This is a genomic window from Chloroflexota bacterium (genome assembly GCA_018825785.1).
GTDB lineage: Bacteria > Chloroflexota > Dehalococcoidia > JACVQG01 > JAHKAY01 > JAHKAY01.
The window spans coordinates 1-17,868 of sequence record JAHKAY010000014.1 but is presented as its reverse complement, the minus strand read 5'-3'; the positions used below and the strand labels follow the sequence as shown (position 1 = coordinate 17,868).

General features: G+C 60.9%; 15 protein-coding genes and 1 pseudogene. 12 read left to right on the top strand and 4 right to left on the bottom strand.

What is annotated here, in order from left to right:
- Nucleotides 1-35: 35 nt before the first annotated feature.
- A complete protein-coding gene (gene guaA, locus KJ624_02710) occupies nt 36-1,673 on the bottom strand; it encodes a glutamine-hydrolyzing GMP synthase (GenBank protein MBU2008752.1) in 1,638 nt (545 codons plus the stop codon).
- A 112-nt stretch (nt 1,674-1,785) separates the two neighbouring features.
- Between guaA and KJ624_02705 the strand changes: the two genes are divergently transcribed.
- The 4 genes from KJ624_02705 to ilvB are packed head-to-tail and all read left to right on the top strand — an operon-like array spanning nt 1,786 to nt 6,216.
- A complete protein-coding gene (locus tag KJ624_02705; protein MBU2008751.1) occupies nt 1,786-2,388 on the top strand; it encodes a threonylcarbamoyl-AMP synthase in 603 nt (200 codons plus the stop codon).
- On the top strand, nt 2,385-2,825 hold the full coding sequence (gene rpiB / locus KJ624_02700; GenBank protein MBU2008750.1) for a ribose 5-phosphate isomerase B: 441 nt from the start codon (nt 2,385-2,387) through the stop codon (nt 2,823-2,825). The genes KJ624_02705 and rpiB overlap by 4 nt, the downstream gene beginning before the upstream one ends.
- On the top strand, nt 2,822-4,498 hold the full coding sequence (gene ilvD / locus KJ624_02695) for a dihydroxy-acid dehydratase (GenBank protein ID MBU2008749.1): 1,677 nt from the start codon (nt 2,822-2,824) through the stop codon (nt 4,496-4,498). Before rpiB ends, ilvD begins: the two co-directional genes overlap by 4 nt.
- Nucleotides 4,495-6,216 (top strand): biosynthetic-type acetolactate synthase large subunit, encoded by a 1,722-nt coding sequence (ilvB, locus tag KJ624_02690; protein MBU2008748.1) that lies wholly within the window; start codon nt 4,495-4,497, stop codon nt 6,214-6,216. Before ilvD ends, ilvB begins: the two co-directional genes overlap by 4 nt.
- A 327-nt stretch (nt 6,217-6,543) precedes the next feature.
- Here ilvB and KJ624_02685 read toward each other — a convergent pair whose 3' ends face one another.
- Together KJ624_02685 and KJ624_02680 are read right to left on the bottom strand one after the other, a co-directional pair.
- Complete coding sequence (locus KJ624_02685; GenBank protein MBU2008747.1) at nt 6,544-7,047, bottom strand: hypothetical protein; 504 nt, start codon at nt 7,045-7,047, stop codon at nt 6,544-6,546.
- 634 nt (nt 7,048-7,681) lie between these two features.
- A complete protein-coding gene (locus KJ624_02680; GenBank protein MBU2008746.1) occupies nt 7,682-8,890 on the bottom strand; it encodes a cell wall metabolism sensor histidine kinase WalK in 1,209 nt (402 codons plus the stop codon).
- A 163-nt stretch (nt 8,891-9,053) separates the two neighbouring features.
- On the opposite strand from KJ624_02680, the gene KJ624_02675 reads away from it, so the two are divergent.
- The 8 genes from KJ624_02675 to KJ624_02640 all read left to right on the top strand — a co-directional run bounded on the left by KJ624_02675 (nt 9,054) and on the right by KJ624_02640 (nt 17,578).
- Nucleotides 9,054-10,634 (top strand): sensor histidine kinase, encoded by a 1,581-nt coding sequence (locus tag KJ624_02675; protein ID MBU2008745.1) that lies wholly within the window; start codon nt 9,054-9,056, stop codon nt 10,632-10,634.
- Nucleotides 10,635-10,636: 2 nt separating this feature from the next.
- Nucleotides 10,637-11,302 carry a response regulator transcription factor gene (locus KJ624_02670; GenBank protein ID MBU2008744.1) on the top strand — a complete coding sequence of 222 codons (666 nt, stop codon included), beginning with the start codon at nt 10,637-10,639 and terminating at the stop codon, nt 11,300-11,302.
- A gap of 134 nt (nt 11,303-11,436) precedes the next feature.
- A complete protein-coding gene (locus KJ624_02665) occupies nt 11,437-11,793 on the top strand; it encodes a hypothetical protein (protein MBU2008743.1) in 357 nt (118 codons plus the stop codon).
- A 122-nt stretch (nt 11,794-11,915) separates the two neighbouring features.
- Nucleotides 11,916-12,497 carry a hypothetical protein gene (locus KJ624_02660; protein MBU2008742.1) on the top strand — a complete coding sequence of 194 codons (582 nt, stop codon included), beginning with the start codon at nt 11,916-11,918 and terminating at the stop codon, nt 12,495-12,497.
- Nucleotides 12,494-13,267, top strand: coding sequence for a 4Fe-4S dicluster domain-containing protein (locus KJ624_02655; GenBank protein MBU2008741.1), 774 nt, complete (start codon nt 12,494-12,496; stop codon nt 13,265-13,267). Before KJ624_02660 ends, KJ624_02655 begins: the two co-directional genes overlap by 4 nt.
- Nucleotides 13,268-13,358: 91 nt before the next feature.
- Complete coding sequence (gene nrfD, locus KJ624_02650) at nt 13,359-14,549, top strand: polysulfide reductase NrfD (GenBank protein MBU2008740.1); 1,191 nt, start codon at nt 13,359-13,361, stop codon at nt 14,547-14,549.
- 76 nt (nt 14,550-14,625) lie between these two features.
- Complete coding sequence (gene leuS, locus KJ624_02645) at nt 14,626-17,058, top strand: leucine--tRNA ligase (protein ID MBU2008739.1); 2,433 nt, start codon at nt 14,626-14,628, stop codon at nt 17,056-17,058.
- A gap of 106 nt (nt 17,059-17,164) precedes the next feature.
- On the top strand, nt 17,165-17,578 hold the full coding sequence (locus KJ624_02640) for a hypothetical protein (protein ID MBU2008738.1): 414 nt from the start codon (nt 17,165-17,167) through the stop codon (nt 17,576-17,578).
- Between the two features lie 152 nt (nt 17,579-17,730).
- On the opposite strand, the pseudogene KJ624_02635 reads toward KJ624_02640, so the two are convergent.
- Nucleotides 17,731-17,868, bottom strand: a pseudogene (locus KJ624_02635) (transposase).

Sequence of the window (17,868 nt, the reverse complement as noted above, 5' to 3'; positions counted from 1 at the left end):
GTCGTGACTGCAAGGAAGAATCATGGTAGCCGGAGTTACTCCCACTCAATGGTGGCGGGGGGCTTGGAGGTAACATCATAGACCACCCGGTTGACGCCAGGGACCTCGTTGACGATGCGGGCGGATATGCGGGCCAGGAGGTCGTAGGGCAGCCGGGCCCAGTCGGCGGTCATGGCATCCTCGCTGGTGACAGCCCTCAACGCGACCACATAGCCATAGGTGCGGTGGTCGCCCATCACGCCCACGCTGCGGGCATCGGTGAGAATGGCAAAGCTCTGCCAGAGCTGGCGGTAGAGCTTGGCCTTCTTTATCTCGTTCATCACAATCCAGTCGGCGGCCCGCAGGATGTCCAGCTTCTCCCTGCTCACCCCGCCGATGATACGGATGGCCAGGCCCGGCCCGGGGAAGGGCTGGCGCCACACCATCTCCTCGGGCAGCCCCAGGGCCATCCCCACCTCCCTCACCTCGTCCTTGAAGACATACCTGAGGGGCTCCAGCAGCTTGAGGCTCATCCGGCTGGGAAGCCCCCCCACATTATGGTGGGTCTTGATGCGGGCCGAGGCCCGGCTATCCGGGCTGGAGGACTCTATGACATCGGGGTAGAGGGTCCCCTGCCCCAGGAACTCCACCTGCCCTATATTGGCCGCCTCCTCCTCAAAGACCCGGATGAACTCCTCCCCCACCGCCCGCCGCTTCTGCTCCGGGTCGGTGATGCCCTCCAGGCGCTCAAGGAACCTCTCCGTGGCGTCCACGTAGCGGATGTTCATCCCCAGGTTCTTCTGGAAGGTGTTGAGGGTGCGCTCCGGCTCCTGGAGGCGGAGGAGGCCATTGTTGACGAAGATGCAGGTGAGCTGGTCGCCCACCGCCCGGTGGATAAGGGTGGCCACCACCGAGGAGTCCACCCCCCCGGAGAGGGCGCAGATGACACTCCCCTCTCCCACCTGCTCCCGGATGCGGGCGATGCTCTCGGCGATGAAATTGCCCGGGGTCCAGTTCCCCCCGCAGCCGCAGACCCGGTAGAGAAAATTGCGCAGGACTTCCTTTCCGTAGGGGGTATGGACCACCTCAGGATGGAACTGGAGGCCAAAGACCCCCTGCTCATTGCCCATGACAGCAATAGGGGAGTTTTCGGTATAGGCCAGGCTCTTGAATCCAGAGGGCATCTCCCCGATTAGATCAGCATGGCTCATCCACACCGTCATGGGTGAGGGCAGGCCAGCGAAGAGGGGAGAATCGGCCCCCAGATGGAGGAGGGCATGGCCATATTCCTGCCTCTGTCCCGGGACCACCTTGCCCCCCAGCTGGTGGGTGAGAACCTGCATCCCGTAGCAGATGCCCAGGACGGGCAGCCGGCTCTCAAAGACATAGCCGGGAGCCATAGGCGCGCCGGGCTCATAGACCGAGGCCGGGCCCCCCGAGAGGATAAAGCCCCGGGGGCGCAGGTTGGCTATTCGCTCATAGGGGGCATCATAGGGGACCAGCTCGCAGTAGACCTGAAGCTCCCGCACCCTCCGGGCAATGAGCAGGCTATACTGGGAGCCGAAGTCAATTACCACCACCCCTTCCCGGATAGGTCGCTCTACCTCCGGCAGGGGCTTTTCCCCCGCCTTCTCCTTAGCAATCTCCAGGTAGGTGGAGACCTCAATATCCCCGGTGGTAGCTATCCTCTTCATGCCTTCAATTTAACACCTGGCAAGAGCGGGGGTCAAGGGAATGGGTGCATCCGCCATAACATTGTGCTATACTCTGCGCCAAGGATTAAGGATTATGGAGCTGCCTCAGGAGATAGCGAGGGCTATAGAGGTGCTGAGGCGGGGGGGGGTGGTGGCTTTCCCCACCGATACGGTTTATGGCCTGGGGGCAAATATTTTCCTCCCCAGGGCGGTGGAGAGGGTCTTTGAGCTCAAGGGCCGCTCCCGCCATCAGCCCCTGCCCGTCCTTGTGGGGGGCCTGGACCAGGTCTCAGGGCTCGCCTTTCTGCCACCTCAGGCCGTGGCCCTGGCCGAAAGGTTCTGGCCGGGGGCCCTCACCCTGGTGCTGGTGGCCCTTGAGGCAGTGCCGGAGCTGGTTACGGCGGGCTCGGGCAAGGTGGCGGTGAGGCAGCCCCATCACCCCACCCCTCTGGCCCTGATAGAGGGCCTGGGCGCTCCTATCACCGGGACCAGTGCCAACCTCTCCGGCCACCCCCCCGCCCGGACAGCCGAAGAGGTAAGAGGACAGATGGGGGAAAAGATAGACCTGGTGCTGGAAGGCGGTCCCACTCCCGGAGGCAGGGAGTCCACGATTGTGGACCTCACGGGGAAGGCCCCCCTGGTCCTGAGAGAAGGGGCCATCCCCCGAGAAGAGATAGAAAAGTGCCTAGAAGCAGCCCTGGAGGTGCTGAGATGAAGATCGCTATTGGTTGCGACCATCGTGGTTTCAAACTGAAGAAGAAACTGATGGAATCCCTCACGGAGATGGGGCATACCTATCACGACTTTGGCTCCTATGATACCAACCCCGTGGACTATCCGGACATCGCCTCCAAGGTAGCCGGGGCTGTTTCCCGGCGGGAATTTGACCGGGGTATCCTGGTCTGCGGCACCGGCATCGGCATGGCCATTGCCGCCAACAAGTTCCCCGGTATCAGGGCCGCCCTGGCCCTGGACACCTTCCTGGCCCGCCGCGCCCGGGAGCATATAGATGCCAATGTCCTCAGCCTCTCCGCCGAGGAGACCTCTGACGAAAAGGCAAAGGAAATCGTCCAGGCCTTCCTCACCACGGAGTTTGAGGGCGGTCGGCACCTGCGCCGCATTGAAAAAATAGGGGAAATAGAAAAGGAATGATCAGCGACCAGGTAAAGAGGGGCATAGAGCGGGCCCCCCACCGCTCCCTCCTTTATGCCCTGGGACTGGGCCCGGGGGACCTGGACAAGCCCTTCATAGGCATCGTCAACAGCTTTTCTGAGATTGTCCCCGGCCACCGGCACCTCGGCCTTATCGCCCAGGAGGTAAAACAGGGGGTGAGGGAAGAGGGCGGGGTGCCCTTTGAGGTGAACACCATCGCCGTCTGCGACGGCCTGGCCATGAACCACCCAGGGATGAAATATAGCCTGCCCAGCCGGGAGCTGATTGCCGATTCGGCGGAGACCCTGGCCCAGGCCCACGCATTTGACGCCCTGGTCTTCATCCCCAACTGCGACAAGATAATCCCGGGGATGCTCATGGCCGCTGTCCGCCTTAACCTCCCCTCCATCTTTATCAGCGGCGGCCCCATGCTGGCAGGCCGCTTGAAGGGGAAGGAGGGGGAGAAATGCGTGGACCTGAGCGATGTCTTCAACGCCGTGGGCCGGGCCTCCCGGGGGGAGATGACCGAGGCGGAGCTGGAGGAGCTGGCCCAGGCCGCCTGCCCCGGCTGCGGTAGCTGTGCCGGACTATTTACTGCCAATACCATGAACTGCCTTACTGAAGCCCTGGGCCTGGCCCTCCCCGGCAATGGCACCATCCCCGCTGTGGATGCCCGGAGGTCTGCCCTGGCCCGGGAGGCGGGAAGGCAGGCGGTGAGGGTCTGGCGGAAGGGCCTCCGCGCAGGGGACATCATCGCGCGGGATGCCCTCCACAATGCCTTCAGCGTGGATATGGCCCTGGGGGGTAGCACCAACTCCCTCCTCCACCTCATGGCCCTGGCCCACGAGGCCGGCATCGCCTTCCCCCTGGAGCAGGTAGACGAGATAAGCCGCCGCACCCCCCACCTCACTAAAATCAGCCCCTCCGGGGTATACCATATGGAAGACCTGGACCGGGCTGGGGGCATCCCCGCCCTGATGCAGGAGCTCTCCCCCCTCCTCCACTCCCAGGCCATGACCGTGACGGGCAAACCTATGGGGGAGGTGCTCAGCGGGGCAAAGGTGAGGGACCAGGAAGTAATCCGCCCCCGCCTCCGCCCCCATTCCCCCACAGGCGGCATTGCCGTCCTCTTCGGCACCCTGGCCCCAGAGGGGGCGGTGGTCAAGGCGGCGGCGGTGGCCCCCTCCATGCTGGTCCACCGGGGCCCCGCCCGGGTCTTTGACAGCGAGGAGGAAGCCACCCAGTATATCCTGAAGGGAGAGATGAAGAAAGGCGAGGTCATCGTCATCCGCTATGAAGGCCCCCGGGGAGGGCCGGGTATGAGGGAGATGCTCACCCCTACGTCCCTCCTTGCCGGGATGGGCCTGGACGACAGGGTGGCCCTCATCACCGACGGCCGCTTTTCCGGGGCCACCCGGGGCGCCGCAATAGGCCATGTCTCGCCCGAGGCCGCGGCCGGGGGGCCTATTGCCGCCCTCCGCGACGGCGACATAATCAGGATAGACATCCCAGGCCACCGCCTGGATGTAGAGCTGGCGGAGGAAGAGCTGGCCCGGCGTCTCAAGGCCCTTTCCCCCTGGAGGTCCAGGGTGGAAAAGGGATACCTGGCCCGCTATGCGGAAAGGGTGAGCTCCGCCTCCCAGGGGGCCGTCCTTATGGAGAGCAAGGGATGAAGCTCACCGGGGCCCAGATAGTTTGCGAGGCCCTCGTCAGGGAAGGGGTGGAGGTGGTATTTGGCTTTCCCGGGGGAACCGTCCTCCCCCTTTATGATACCCTGCCCCAGTACCCCCAGCTACGCCATATTCTGGTGAGGCACGAGCAGGGGGCGGCCCACGCCGCCGACGGCTATGCCCGGGCCACAGGCCGGGTGGGGGTCTGCTTCGCCACCTCTGGCCCCGGGGCCACCAACCTGGTCACCGGCATCGCCTGCGCCCACCTGGATTCCTCTCCCCTTATCGCCATCACCGGGCAGGTCGCCCGTCCCTTTATCGGCAAGGATGCCTTCCAGGAGGTGGACACCACCGGCATCACCCTCCCCATCACCAAGCATAACTACCTGGTACTGGATGTGAAGGGGCTGGCCCGGACTATCAAGCAGGCCTTCTTCCTGGCACGGACGGGCCGGCCCGGCCCCGTCCTCCTTGATATCCCCAGGGATGTCTTTACCGAGGAGACGGAGTTCTCCTACCCGGAGAGGGCCGTCCCCCGGGGATATAAGGCCTCCCTGACAGGCCACCCCGCCCAGATAAAGCGGGCCGCCCAGCTTATCAACAGCGCCTCCCAACCCCTTATCCTGGTGGGGAGGGGGGTCAACATCTCGGGGGCCCACGAGGAACTGCAGGAGCTGGCCGAGAAGGCCCAGATACCGGTGGCTTCAACGCTCCTGGGCACCGGGGCCTTCCCCCAGAACCACATCCTCAGCCTGGGGATGATGGGCATGCATGGCACGGCGGCCGCCAATATGGCTGTAGGCCAGGCCGATGTCCTCATCGCCGTGGGGATGCGCTTTGATGACCGGGCCACGGCCAAGGTCAGCGCCTTCGCCCCCCTGGCCCAGGTCATCCACATAGACATTGACCCGGCCGAGATTAGCAAGAATGTGCCTGCCCATGTGCCCATCGTGGGGGATTGCCGGCTGGTCCTCAAGGGGCTCAACAAGGCGGTCCAGACCCGGACCCGTCCCGACTGGATAGCCCAGGTCCAGCACTGGCAGCAGGAACACCCCGATACCTCCATCCCAGACGGGGAAAACCTCCTCCCCCAGTATGTCATCCACTCCATCTACGAGGCCACCCAGGGCAGGACCATCATTGTCACCGGGGTGGGGCAGAACCAGATGTGGGCCGCCCGGTATTTCCGCTACACCCGCCCCAACAGCCTCATCTCCTCCGGTGGGCTGGGGGCCATGGGCTTTGAACTGCCCGCCGCCCTGGGGGCCAAGATAGGCTGCCCCGAGGAGACAGTCTGGTGCGTGGCAGGGGATGGGGGTTTCCAGATGACCATACAGGAGCTGGGGACCATCGCCCAGGAGAGGGCAGCGGTGAAAATGGCAATCATTAACAACGGTTTTCTGGGCATGGTCCGCCAGTGGCAGGAGCTCTTCTACAGCCGCCGCTATGTGGCCACCCCCCTCTGGAACCCCAACTTCGTCAAGATAGGCGAGGCCTACGGCATCCCCAGCGAGAGGGTCACCCAGCGCAACCAGGTCCTCCCCGCCATCTACCGGGCCATGGAAAGCCCCGGGCCGTATCTAATCGATTTCATGGTGGAGCCCGAGGAGAATGTCTATCCTATGGTCCCCCCCGGCAAGTCCCTCTCGGAATTCATAGAAGGCCCCCTCCCCGCCGCCCGCGCCGCCCCCTCCACCTCCCTCACCGTAAGCAATATCTAGGGCACGCTCTCCAGTGGGAGGAAGAATCCCAACTCACCTAGCATGCTGCTGAAAAACTCCCTTGAGAAGTCCTAACATATTCCATATTCTCAGCAAACTCGGCAAAACCGGTCGGGGAATAGCCCTCCAGTCCCTTGGGAACCGGCACCAAACCAATAGATACGAAGTGACCCTCCGGCTCAGGAAACCCAACCATTCCTGCATTCCTGGGAATTGAAGACCGTAGAGTCAATTAGTCCTTGACCACCTAGACATTCGCAGACACCGTAGTCACTACGTATCTCCCGCCAGACGGTTTGGACAGACCTAGTTCACCCTCTGCTGTTCCTACTTCCTGCGACGTCTCGACCACACGAAAAACCATGTTAAGAAGGCCGCAACCACAGCCGCCGCAATAGCTATCAGTGCGGCGCTGAAGCCGGGACCGCCCCGCTGCTCTGGAGGGGGTTGAGTGGCGGTAGGTGTCGGCGTGGGTGTAGGAGCAGGCGTGGGGGCCCCATAGTCCAGGTTGAGGTTAAAGGCTTCCCCCGCCACCCAGACCCCCTTCTGCCGGGCAGTGGACTCACCTATCTTGAATTCCACCGTCGCGCCGGAGAAGACCTGCCCTTCCGGCTGCACCACCATAAGCCTGTAGCTTCCATCATCGGCAGTGGTGGTCTCTGCCACCTTCACCCCCTGCACCCAGGCAGAGACCACTGTCCCCCCCGTAACCGGGGCCCCATCAACCCGAGCCAGGCCATAGAAGAGGCATACCGGGGGCTGGGCCATGGCCGGAGAAGAGAAGGCAGACCAAAGGGCCAAGACCATCAGGAGCAGGGCCGCCTTCTTCATCGTTCTGCTTCTCCTTTGTCTTTGCCAAGGGTACCTCGCGAGCTGCCCCATGCGGCTCTCCTCAAGCCCAGCGAAGGCTGAAGCCACGGGGACAGAAGAAACCCCGAGTGACCTCACCAGTCTTCCCGGTTCTCGTCTCCGTCTCCCCTTTCGGAACCTACTCGGGGGTCCTTGGAGGCCCACCGGTTCGAACTGCTTCGACCACCCAGGGTTTCTATTACTGTAGCACAACTGGCCCGGTTTATCAAATCTCCCAAGACAAGCGCGGGATAGGGACGTAGGGCTTCTCCTCGGGGATGAGCCAGGGGCCCAGGCAGGGAATTTTGCCAATCCTTTTGCCAATCCACTGAAAGAGACCCCCTGGGACAGCACAACACCGACAGATATAAAATCCCCCCCGGGGGTTGGACTACAGAGGCCCAGTTCGTATGTGATGGGCTAGGATGGGAGGGGGGCATAGGCTCCTTTAATCCCTTGGTCGGGGGTTCGAATCCTCCACGGCCTAGTTTGGCATGTAAAGTGTTCGACCCCCACCCCCGCTGCCACTCCTGCTCTGACACCGGCGCCCCCTCCAGCGTCCGGGCTGGGGTGCCAGTCCCGGGCCCGGTCCGAGGTGGGGTGGCCGGTAGCGGACCTACTTCTGCTGGTTTCCCTCTACACCGGCCTGGTGCTGGGGCGCAGGCGGAAATAGGGCGATGCTCTTGGATGGGGCCATGGCGGCGTTCTGGTAGATGGGGAGGCTGAAGGAAAAGGTTGAGCCCAGGTCTTTCTGGGACTCCGCCCAAATACGGCCGCCGTGGGCCTCCACGATATATTTGCACAGGGCCAGGCCCAGGCCGGTGCCGCGGACGGCGAGCTTAAGAAATTCGTCGGCCCGGTAAAACTTGGTAAACAGCAGCTTCTGTTTTTCCGGGGTGATGCCCACCCCCTTGTCTTCCACGCTGACCACGATCGCCGTAGCCTGGCGCAGGAGGTCCACCGTGATGGTGCCCCCGTTGGGAGAGTACTTGATAGCATTGTCCAGCAGGTTGTTGATGGCCTGACTTATGCGGGCCCTGTCGGCCATAATCCAGGGCAGGCCGTGAGGGATGCGGGTCTCCAGGTGGTGTTGGGGAGAGAGGGCGGAGAAATAGGCCAGCCTCTCCTCTATCAGCCTGATGAGGTTTACCGGCTCCTTGTGCAGCTCCAGCCCTTCTGTTTCCATCCGGGACAGGTCGAGAAGGTCATCCACCAGACTGGCCATACGCTGGGACTCCCGGAGCGCAGTCTGCGCCATCTCCTGGCCCCTGGGGGAGAGCTTCTCCCGAGAGGAAAGGAGCTCGGCATAGCCCGTGATGAGGGTGAGGGGGGTGCGCAGCTCGTGGGAGATGGTGGCCAGAAAGTCCGTCTTCAGCCGTTCCAGCTCATTCAGGGCCTCCATCTGGCTCATTTCCTCCAGGAGTTTTATCTCTCGCCCCCGGCTTTCCCCCAGGGCTTCGGACATATGGTTGAAGGCCGAGGCCAGGTGGCGCATTTCCCGGCTGCCCTGGACCGGGACCCTCTCCTGATAGTTCCCCGCCGCCACCCGCTCCACAGCCCGGGCCAGGTGCCCAAGCTGGAGAGAAAGCCTCTGGCTCAGCCAGGATATGAGCAGGGAAAAGGCCAGGAAGACGACGGTCCAGGCCAGCAGGTGGGGAATGATAGTCTCCGCCCCTATCACTCGGTTGCTGCCCACGAGCTTCCAGGGGATGGCCACGCCCATGATGGTAATGAGGGCCATCAGGGCTAGACTGGGCCAGAGGTAAATCTGCCTCAGGCCCAGGGGCCTCTTCTCCATGTTGGCTACGCTCTTGATAGCTTTCACTTCAAGATTCATTTTAGCCCCCGGCTGCGGGGAACGCATCAAACGATAGTCCCAAAACTAGTAGAGGTTGGGTTGAGATTCTGTTTAGCCAGGTTTTTCAACAAACCTGTTCAGAGGTATATAATGGGATAGGCCTTCGGGCCTAGAGAAAGGGAAGAGGACAATGGCTCAGATCAGCCCCGGGGTGCTGGTTCTAGTCCTTTTTGTCTACGGGCTGGCCTGGTTTGTTATGGGCCTGACGGTAGCCCTGGAGTCCCGCCGCACCACTGCCCTGCCTCTGGCCTCCAGTCTGAAGTATCTGGCCGCTTTTGGTATCCTGCACAGCGCGGTGCCCTGGCTAGACATGGGTCTATTGATAGGGGACCCCGGGGGGGCAGCCTTTTCCTGGCGGGTGGTGAGGACCCTTGCCCTGGCCATCTCGACCCTTGCCCTGGCCCTTTTCGGGGCGAGCCTCATTTCCGCCAACTCGGGGGGCAAGCGCTGGCTCAAAGCGCTGCCCCTGGGGCTCTTCGGGTTATGGCTCCTGGCGGTGGTGGCCCCCCACCTGGTATGGTTCCCCGCCCTTGAGGCGCAAAGGCCCACGGGCGCCTGCTTCCAGTGCCATCCGAGCGCGACCAGGGCCTTCCTTGGCCTGGAGGAGGCATGGCTGGGGAGTGCCGATATCCTGGCCCGCTATCTCCTCTACCTGCCGGGTTCTCTCCTGGCGGGGCTGGCCATGGCCGGCCAGTGGAGGTGGTTCCGCCTCCACAGCTATTTCCGGGAGGGCCGGGACAGCCTTGTGGTGGCGGGGGCCTTCTTCTTCAATGCCATTGTCGCCGGGCTCATTGTCCCCCCCGGGCCCTTCTTTCCCGCCTCGCTCCTTAACTACGCATCTTTTTTCCGATGGGTCCGGGTGCCCCCTCAGGCCTTCTGGGCCCTCACTGCCCTGGTCATCGTTTTCTTCCTGGTGCGGGTGCTCAGCGTATTTGAGGCGGAAAGGCGCCGTCAGCTGGAGAAAGCCATCCAGGAGCGCCTGGAGGCCCAGGAGGAGACCGGCTCTCAACTGGAGAGGTGGGGGCGGGAGATGGAGGAGAAGGTGCGGGAGCGCACCGCAGAGGTGGAGGCCAGGAACCGGGAGCTGGCCATCCTGGGGGAGAGGGACCGGATTGCCCGGGAGATGCATGATAGCCTGGGCCAGACCCTGAGCTATCTGGGCCTGAGGCTCATTGCCCTGGACCAGCTCTTCTCCTCGGGACAGGTGGAGAAGGCCAAGAGGGCGCTGGGGGAGATGGAACAGGCGGTCCACAGCGCTGTGGCCGATGTGCGGGAGTCCATCCTGAGCCTGAGGACCACCCGCCGGCCCGACCGTTCGTTGTTGGCTACCCTCCAGGACTACCTCACGCGCTTTGGGGAGCAAACGGGGCTGAGGACGGAGATGAGGGTAGAGGGGGTGGGGGAGCCTGATATCCCTCCCCTAGCCCAGGTGCAGCTGTTGAGGGTGGTCCAGGAGGCCCTGACCAATGTCCGAAAGCACGCCCGGGCCACCCAGGTCACTATTGCTGTCCGGGTCCAGGACCAGGTGATAGAGATAGTCATAGAAGACGATGGCCAGGGCTTTGACCTGGCCCAGGTGCTACAAGAACGGGGGCCCCGGTTCGGCCTCCAAACAATGAGGGAAAGGGCCGAGGAGATAGGGGGCACCTTCAAGGTTGATACCACCCCGGGGCATGGCACCCGGGTGAGGGTCCAGCTATCAAGGAGGTAGGGATGCAGGACAAGACTACGGTGCTTCTGGTGGATGACCATGCCCTCTTTCGGGAAGGGCTGGCAGCCCTCCTCTCCACTCAAGACGGGATTGAGATCGTGGGGGAGGCGGCCTCGGGGGAGGAGGCCCTGGAGAAGGCCCGGGAACTTCTGCCCGATGTCATCCTGATGGATATCCTCATGCCCGGGATGGGGGGCCTGGACGCGACCCGGAGGATAAAGGAGGAGATGCCCCACACCCGCGTCGTCATACTCACTGTGTCAGAGGAGGAGGAGGACCTTTTTGAGGCCATTAAGGCTGGGGCTGAAGGCTATCTGCTCAAGACGGTGAAGTCGCGGGACCTGATAGATATGCTGCTGGGGGTCTTGCGGGGGGAGGTGGCGCTCTCCAGGGTGATAGCCCGCAAGCTGTGGGAGGAGTTCGCCGAGCAGGCCAAGAAACAGGAAACCCCCTCTCTCCTCCCCCCGCCCAACCTCACCCGCCGGGAGATGGAGGTGTTGCGCTTCCTCTCGGAGGGCTTCTCTGACAAAGCGATCGCTAGCCGCCTGGGCATCAGCCAGCGGACGGTCAAGAACCATGTTCACAATATCTTGGCGAAGCTCCAACTCCAGAACCGGGTCCAGGCCGCCGCCTACGCCCTCCGCCAGGGCCTGGTAAAGGAGACCTAGTCCCAAGGCTCTACTACTGCCCGTCAAGGCCCATCCGCCCGGCAGCGCGTGGGCCTTTTTTGGGCCCTGAAATAGAGCCTCAGGCCGATGTGGTGTAGCCGGACTATCCTATACCATTTGTGACAAAAGGAACAATGAAAACGGAAACGGCCATGGGCAAGAGGGTAGTGGTTCTCTATCGGCGCTCCCTCTTGTCCCAGACGGTGGAAGGTCTTCTTAAGGGGAGGACGGACCTGGAAGTCATCGGCGTGGACCTGGACCATGAGGGGGCTGCCACCCAGGTGGAGCAGGCCCACCCCGAGTGCATTATTGTGGATGATGCCGACCTGCCCGATAGCTGGTCCCATCTTTCCTTCCATCTCTGGAGGGAAAACCCCAGGATAAAGTTCATCTACCTGAATATGTCTCAGAACAGTGCGGAAGTGGTGGGGGGAAGGCGGGTGGTGGTGAACAGCGTGAAGGACCTGGTGCGGGCCCTGGGGCACCGCTAGAACTGGCAACCGATGCGGTGGAAAGGAGGCATGGGTGGCAGGTGCTCTGGTATTGACACAATTTTTGTGGTATTGTATCGCAAAATGCACTTAGAGATATCTGGCTGACCTGAGCGAGGCGCATGAAGAAGCTGGGAATCGCGGTCGCCGTAGCAGCAGCTTTAGTACTCGTTTTGTTCGTCGGTATCAAAGTGGTCCTGGGGTCATCTATCCCTGCGTTTCAGGAGAAATCTATAGAACGAATTGCCAATCTCAGCATAGAATACAGCGAGTCATCTCGTTGCCAAGCTTGCCATCTCGATATCTACAATGATTGGCTGGACTCTGCGCACAAGACTGCAGATTGTGACACCTGTCATGGCCCTTCGCAAGCCCATGTGGACAACAGCTCACTGATAGTTCCTGTAGATACTTCCGGGGACCTATGTATGTCATGTCATAACAAGCTAGAGTCCAAACCCAGCACCTTTTCCCAGATAATTTCCGAGGCACACTACCCGGAGAAGCCTTGCTTGGATTGTCACTCTCCCTATATCCGCCCAATCGCAGAGTCGCCCCCTGTTCCTCATACCCTTCAAGGGCGTATCGGCGTCTGCTTGTCGTGCCACGAAAAGGGGGTATTTCGTGCCCCCAAACTTGCCAAGGACCACGTAGGGTTCACCGCTGAAATGTGTCTCAACTGCCACAAAGGTTCAGTGCAATGAACGAAGAGAGAATATCCCGCCGCCATTTCCTGAAGACTGCCGGAGGCGTGACCCTGGTCGTCGTTACTGGTGGCCTGCTCCTCAAGTCCCGCGCCGAGGGGCAGACAGGCAACGGTTACAGTGCCGACGAGCACTACTGGGGATTTGCCATTGATACCAGCAAATGCATAGGCTGCGGCAAGTGTGTTCTAGCTTGCAAGCAGGAGAACCACGTCCCAATGGAACCGGAGTCCTACAGGACCTGGGTAGATAGATATGTAATAACTGAGAATGGCGAGGTGTTGAAGGACTCGCCTGATGCCGGCATAGCCGGCTTCCCACCCTTGAGTGAAAATCCGAGTTACCAGGGTCTGCAGATTAAAGAGACTTTCTTCGTGCCCAAGCTCTGCAATCAGTGCGAGAACCCCCCGTGTGTATCAGTCTGTCCGGTCAAGGCCACTTATACCACAAAGGACGGGGTCATTCTTGTAGATGAAAAGCGCTGTATCGGCTGCAAATACTGCATAGTCGCTTGTCCCTACGGGGTGAGATACCTTCATCCTGAGACAAAGGTAGCCGATAAATGCACTTTCTGCTACCATCGGGTCGTCAAGGGCCTGCAACCGGCTTGTGTGCAAGTGTGTCCCACGCAGGCCAGGATTTTTGGCGACCTCAGGGACCCTGAAAGCCCGGTGACAAAGCTGCTGGTGGAATCGGTCCAGGTCCTCAAACCAGAATATGGGACAAAGCCGAAGGTCTATTATGTGAGACTCCCGGAAGGAGTCAACTGAGAGGATGACCCTTGAAGGGTAACGAGGGACGAAGGACCGCCTTAGCGGGAAAACGGGGGGGGGCAAGCTCACTCCATTCCTGGTGTGGGTTGTGGTCCTGCTCGCCCTGGCGGCTCTTGGAGCCGCGGCTATCCTGTACGGCTTCTGGCGGGGCCATGAGAGTGTATATAACGCCTCGCGATGGATGCCCTGGGGAGTTCTTATCTCCACCTACGTGTTTTTTGCGGTCTCAGCCTCAGGGATGTGTCTCATCTCTTCCTTAGGGCATGTGTTCCGCATGGAAAGGTATGAACCCCTTGCCAGAAGGGCCGTTTTCTTTGCCATGATTTCTCTCGTCGCCGGTTTCTGGGCTCTTGCTGGCGACTTGGAGCGGCCCTGGAGGTTGCCCATCTGGGCTGTCCTCACTCCTGGTTTCTCGTCGGCTATCTGGTGGATGGGCGTGCTTTACGGCTTGTACCTCGTGGTCCTCATAGTCGAGTTCTTCTATTTGAGCAGGGTGGAGATGCTGAGGAGGTCTCCGGTCTCCAGTAACCCCTCGTCAGCAGGAAGCCAGGCCGCCGCTCAGCAGCGCTTAAAGAAATACAAGAGTTTTGCCTGGTTCGCCGGGATAGGTGGCTTTGTCTTAGCTATTGCCGCTCCCGGCACCCTGGGAGCGGTGTTTGGCGTGGTAAAGGCTTCGCCCTTGTGGTATGGCCCTTACATGCCCATATACTTCATTTTGTCTGCCCTGGTCTCGGGGGCAGCGCTGTTGGCCCTGGTCATAATTCTGACGTATAAGCTCGGCGGAAAAGAGATGGGTGCTGTGCGTGGACTGGTGCTTGCCCTGGGCAAACTCCTTCTCGTCTTCCTGGCTCTGTTTCTCTTGTTCACCACCTGGAGAATCGTAGCCGGCCTTTACGGCTCCACACAGGACAAGGTTGATGCTACCCAGCTCCTTGTAAACGGGAGGCTGGCGTTGAGCTTCTGGGTGTTTGAAGTATTCCTGGGACTCTTCGTGCCCCTGATTATCCTGCTTATTCCGAAAACGCGAACGCTTCTTGGGGTCGGCCTCGCCGCGTTTCTGGTGATGATCGGCATGTTCGTAGCAAGATTTGACTTTGTGGCTGCTGGGCAACTCACCTCCGCGGGAGCGGAGGCACACGTGGTGAATTTTAATTTTATCCCCAGTTTGACAGAGATAGTAATTGTTCTTGGCACCTTTGCGCTCTTTGCGGCCCTCTACTTGATTGGAAACAGGTTCCTGCCCCTCAGTGAGCACACTGAAGCCGGGTCCCACCGATAAAAGACCCCGCCCGTTGACGCCCCCTCCCTCTTAGGCTAAGATTTTCTCCTGAAAGACTCTTTGTCTCAGGAGGAATATGCCTCTCAGCTATAACCCCCGGGAAATAGACAGGAAGTGGCAGGCCCGCTGGGAGCAGGGCAGCCTCTACGAGGCCCGGGAGGGCGACCTCCGGCCCAAGTTCTATGCCCTCACCATGTTCCCCTATACCTCGGGAGACCTGCACATCGGCCACTGGTATGCCATGGCCCCCGCCGATGCCTGTGCCCGGTACAAGAGGATGCAGGGCTTCAATGTGATGCACCCCATGGGCTTTGATGCCTTCGGCCTGCCGGCGGAGAACGCAGCCATCGCCCGGGGCATCCATCCCTATACCTGGACCATGAAGAATATTGAGAACATGCGCCGGCAGCTCCGCTCTATGGGGGCCAGCTATGACTGGGACCGGGAGGTTATCACCTGCCTGCCGGAATACTACAGATGGACCCAGTGGTTCTTCCTCAAGCTCTACAAGGCGGGGCTGGCCTATCGGGGCAAGGCACCGGTGAACTGGTGCCCCAAATGCCAGACGGTCCTGGCCAACGAGCAGGTGGTGGGGGTGGGAGAGTGTGACCGCTGTACTACATCGGTGACCCGCCGGGAACTGGAGCAGTGGTTCTTCCGCATCACGAAGTACGCCGACGAGCTCATGGAACACAAAGGTACTGACTGGCCAGACAAGATAAAGCTGATGCAGCGCAACTGGGTGGGCAAAAGCTATGGAACCGAGATATCCTTTGGACTGGAGGACGGCAGGGAGGTAAGGGTCTTCACTACCCGCCCCGATACCGTCTATGGCACCACTTTCTTTGTCCTGGCCCCGGAGCACCCGCTGGTCCGTGAGCTCACCACCCCCGAGAGAAAAGAGGAGGTGGAGCGCTATATCGCCTGGGCCCGGGGCCGGGCAGAGAGGGAGCGCCTGGCGGAGGAGAAGGAGAAGGAGGGGGTCTTCACCGGGGCCTACTGTTTCAACCGCCTCAGCGGCCGGAGGATGCCCATCTGGACCGCCGACTATGTCCTGCCCACCTACGGGACGGGGGCGGTGATGGGGGTCCCCGCCCATGATACCAGGGACTTCGCCTTCGCCAGGAAATACGGCCTGGCCATCATCCCTGTGGTGGCCCCCCCTGGCTGGAACGGGGGGGAGCTGGAGGAGGCCTGGGTGGAGCCGGGGGCCATGGTCAACTCCGGACCCTTTGACGGCATGCCCAGCACCCAGGCCCAGGAGGCAATTACTACATACCTGGAGGAGAAGGGCTGGGGGAAGAAGGCGGTGAGCTACAGGCTACGGGACTGGCTCATCTCCCGCCAGAGGTACTGGGGGGCCCCCATCCCTATGGTCTATTGCGACACCTGCGGTATCGTCCCCGTGCCCGAAAGGGACCTGCCGGTGCTCCTCCCCCCCGATGCCGAGTTCCGGCCAACGGGGGAGTCCCCTCTTAAATATCACGAGAAGTTCGTCAACACGACCTGCCCCAACTGCTCCGGCCCCGCCCGGCGGGAGACGGACACCATGGACACCTTCATGTGCTCCTCCTGGTATTTCTTCCGCTATGCCAGCCCCCATTACCGGCGCTATCCCTGGGACAAAAAGAAGCTCCAGCGCTGGCTGCCGGTGGACCTCTATACCGGGGGGGCAGAGCACGCCACCATGCACCTCCTCTATGCCCGCTTCTTCACCAAGGCCCTGAGGGACATGGGGCTGGTGGACTTCGGGGAGCCTTTCACCCGTTTCTTCTCCCAGGGGGTCATCGTGGTGGACAGGCATAAAATGTCCAAAAGCCGGGGAAATGTCATCACCCCCGACCCCTATGTGGAGGAGCTGGGGGCGGATGTGGTGCGGGCCTATCTCATGTTCATCGGCCCGTGGGAGCATGGAGGGGAGTGGGACGATAGCGGCATCTCCGGCATGGCCCGCTGGCTCAGCCGGGTCTGGAACCTGGTCATGGAGCCCTATACCCCCAGAAGCCCCCAACCCCAGGCCACCCAGGCCCTGCGCCGGGCACTCCACCAGACCATAAAGAAAGTGTCGGAGGACATGGAGGACTTCCACTTCAACACCATGCTGGCCGCCCTCATGGAGCTCACCAACCTGATGGGGAAGGTGAAGGAGGCGGCGGACGTGGAGCCTTCGGCCTGGGAGGAGGCGAGAAAGGCCCTGCTCCTGCTCCTGGCCCCCACCGCCCCCCACCTCGCGGAGGAGCTTTGGGAGAGGCTGGGCCAGCCTTATTCTATACACCTCCAGCCCTGGCCCAAACACGACCCCGAGCTGGCCAGGGAGGATGAGATTACGCTTGTAATCCAGGTCAACGGCAAGCTGCGGGACCGGGTCCAGGTCCCCGCCTCAATCACCGAAGAGCAGGCCAGAGAACTGGCGCTCTCCCGGGAGAAGGTCCAGGCCCACCTTGCGGGCAAAGCGATAGAAAAGGCCATCTTCGTCCCCGGCCGGCTGCTGAATTTGGTGGTGAGGTAGGGGGCAGGGTAAAGGAGCATTTGAATCCAACCGTCAGGAGAAGAATGGACAGGGTTCTCCTATGGCCAAGCTAAGGAGTTTTGAACTGAAGATGTGGAGGTGAAAGGTGGAAATCCGAGAAGCTGCTGAACTAATTGAGGCGATTGCAAAATCACTTGCAGAGAACCCGAGTCAATTCAATTTTGAAATTCATGTAATAGGGACACAGGCTATCGCAAGAGGCGGGGGAACCGGCCTTTCCGTTACAGCCGTCGGCGGTGGGCCTGGGTCAATAACAACTGGGTTTGTATCAAGCTTAAGCGGAGCCAATATAGAAATAGCTCAGAAAGCTGCTAACGCTGCAATTCAGCAAGATATGTCAGCACTAGTAAAGGCTCTAGACAATCTGGCAGCCGAACTACGCTCCACAACTCCAGACAAGAAGCGCATCAGTGCAGTCTTAGACTCCCTAAAGCAAAGCTGGATACCGAATGTCATTACTTCGGTTATAGCCAACATCATTACAAAAACACTTGGTTAGGAAGACACAACTGTTTGGGGAGAGTAACCACAAAGTCTGTTTTCCCCTGTTTCTGTCGCTAGATATTGCTTACGGTGAGGGTGGTGGAGGGGGTGGCGCGGGCGTCGGGGGGGCCTTCTTTGTTGTGTTATGATGTGGGGGGAGGTAGCTAGATTGAAGGTCGTTGAATCAAAAGCCGGATCCATGATATTCAGGTCCAGGAACCACTTGAACAGCAGGTCGTACTGAAGCCGCTCGCAGAACTGCCGCTCACTGCGGATTGAGTATAAGACAATCAGCAGACATGCCTC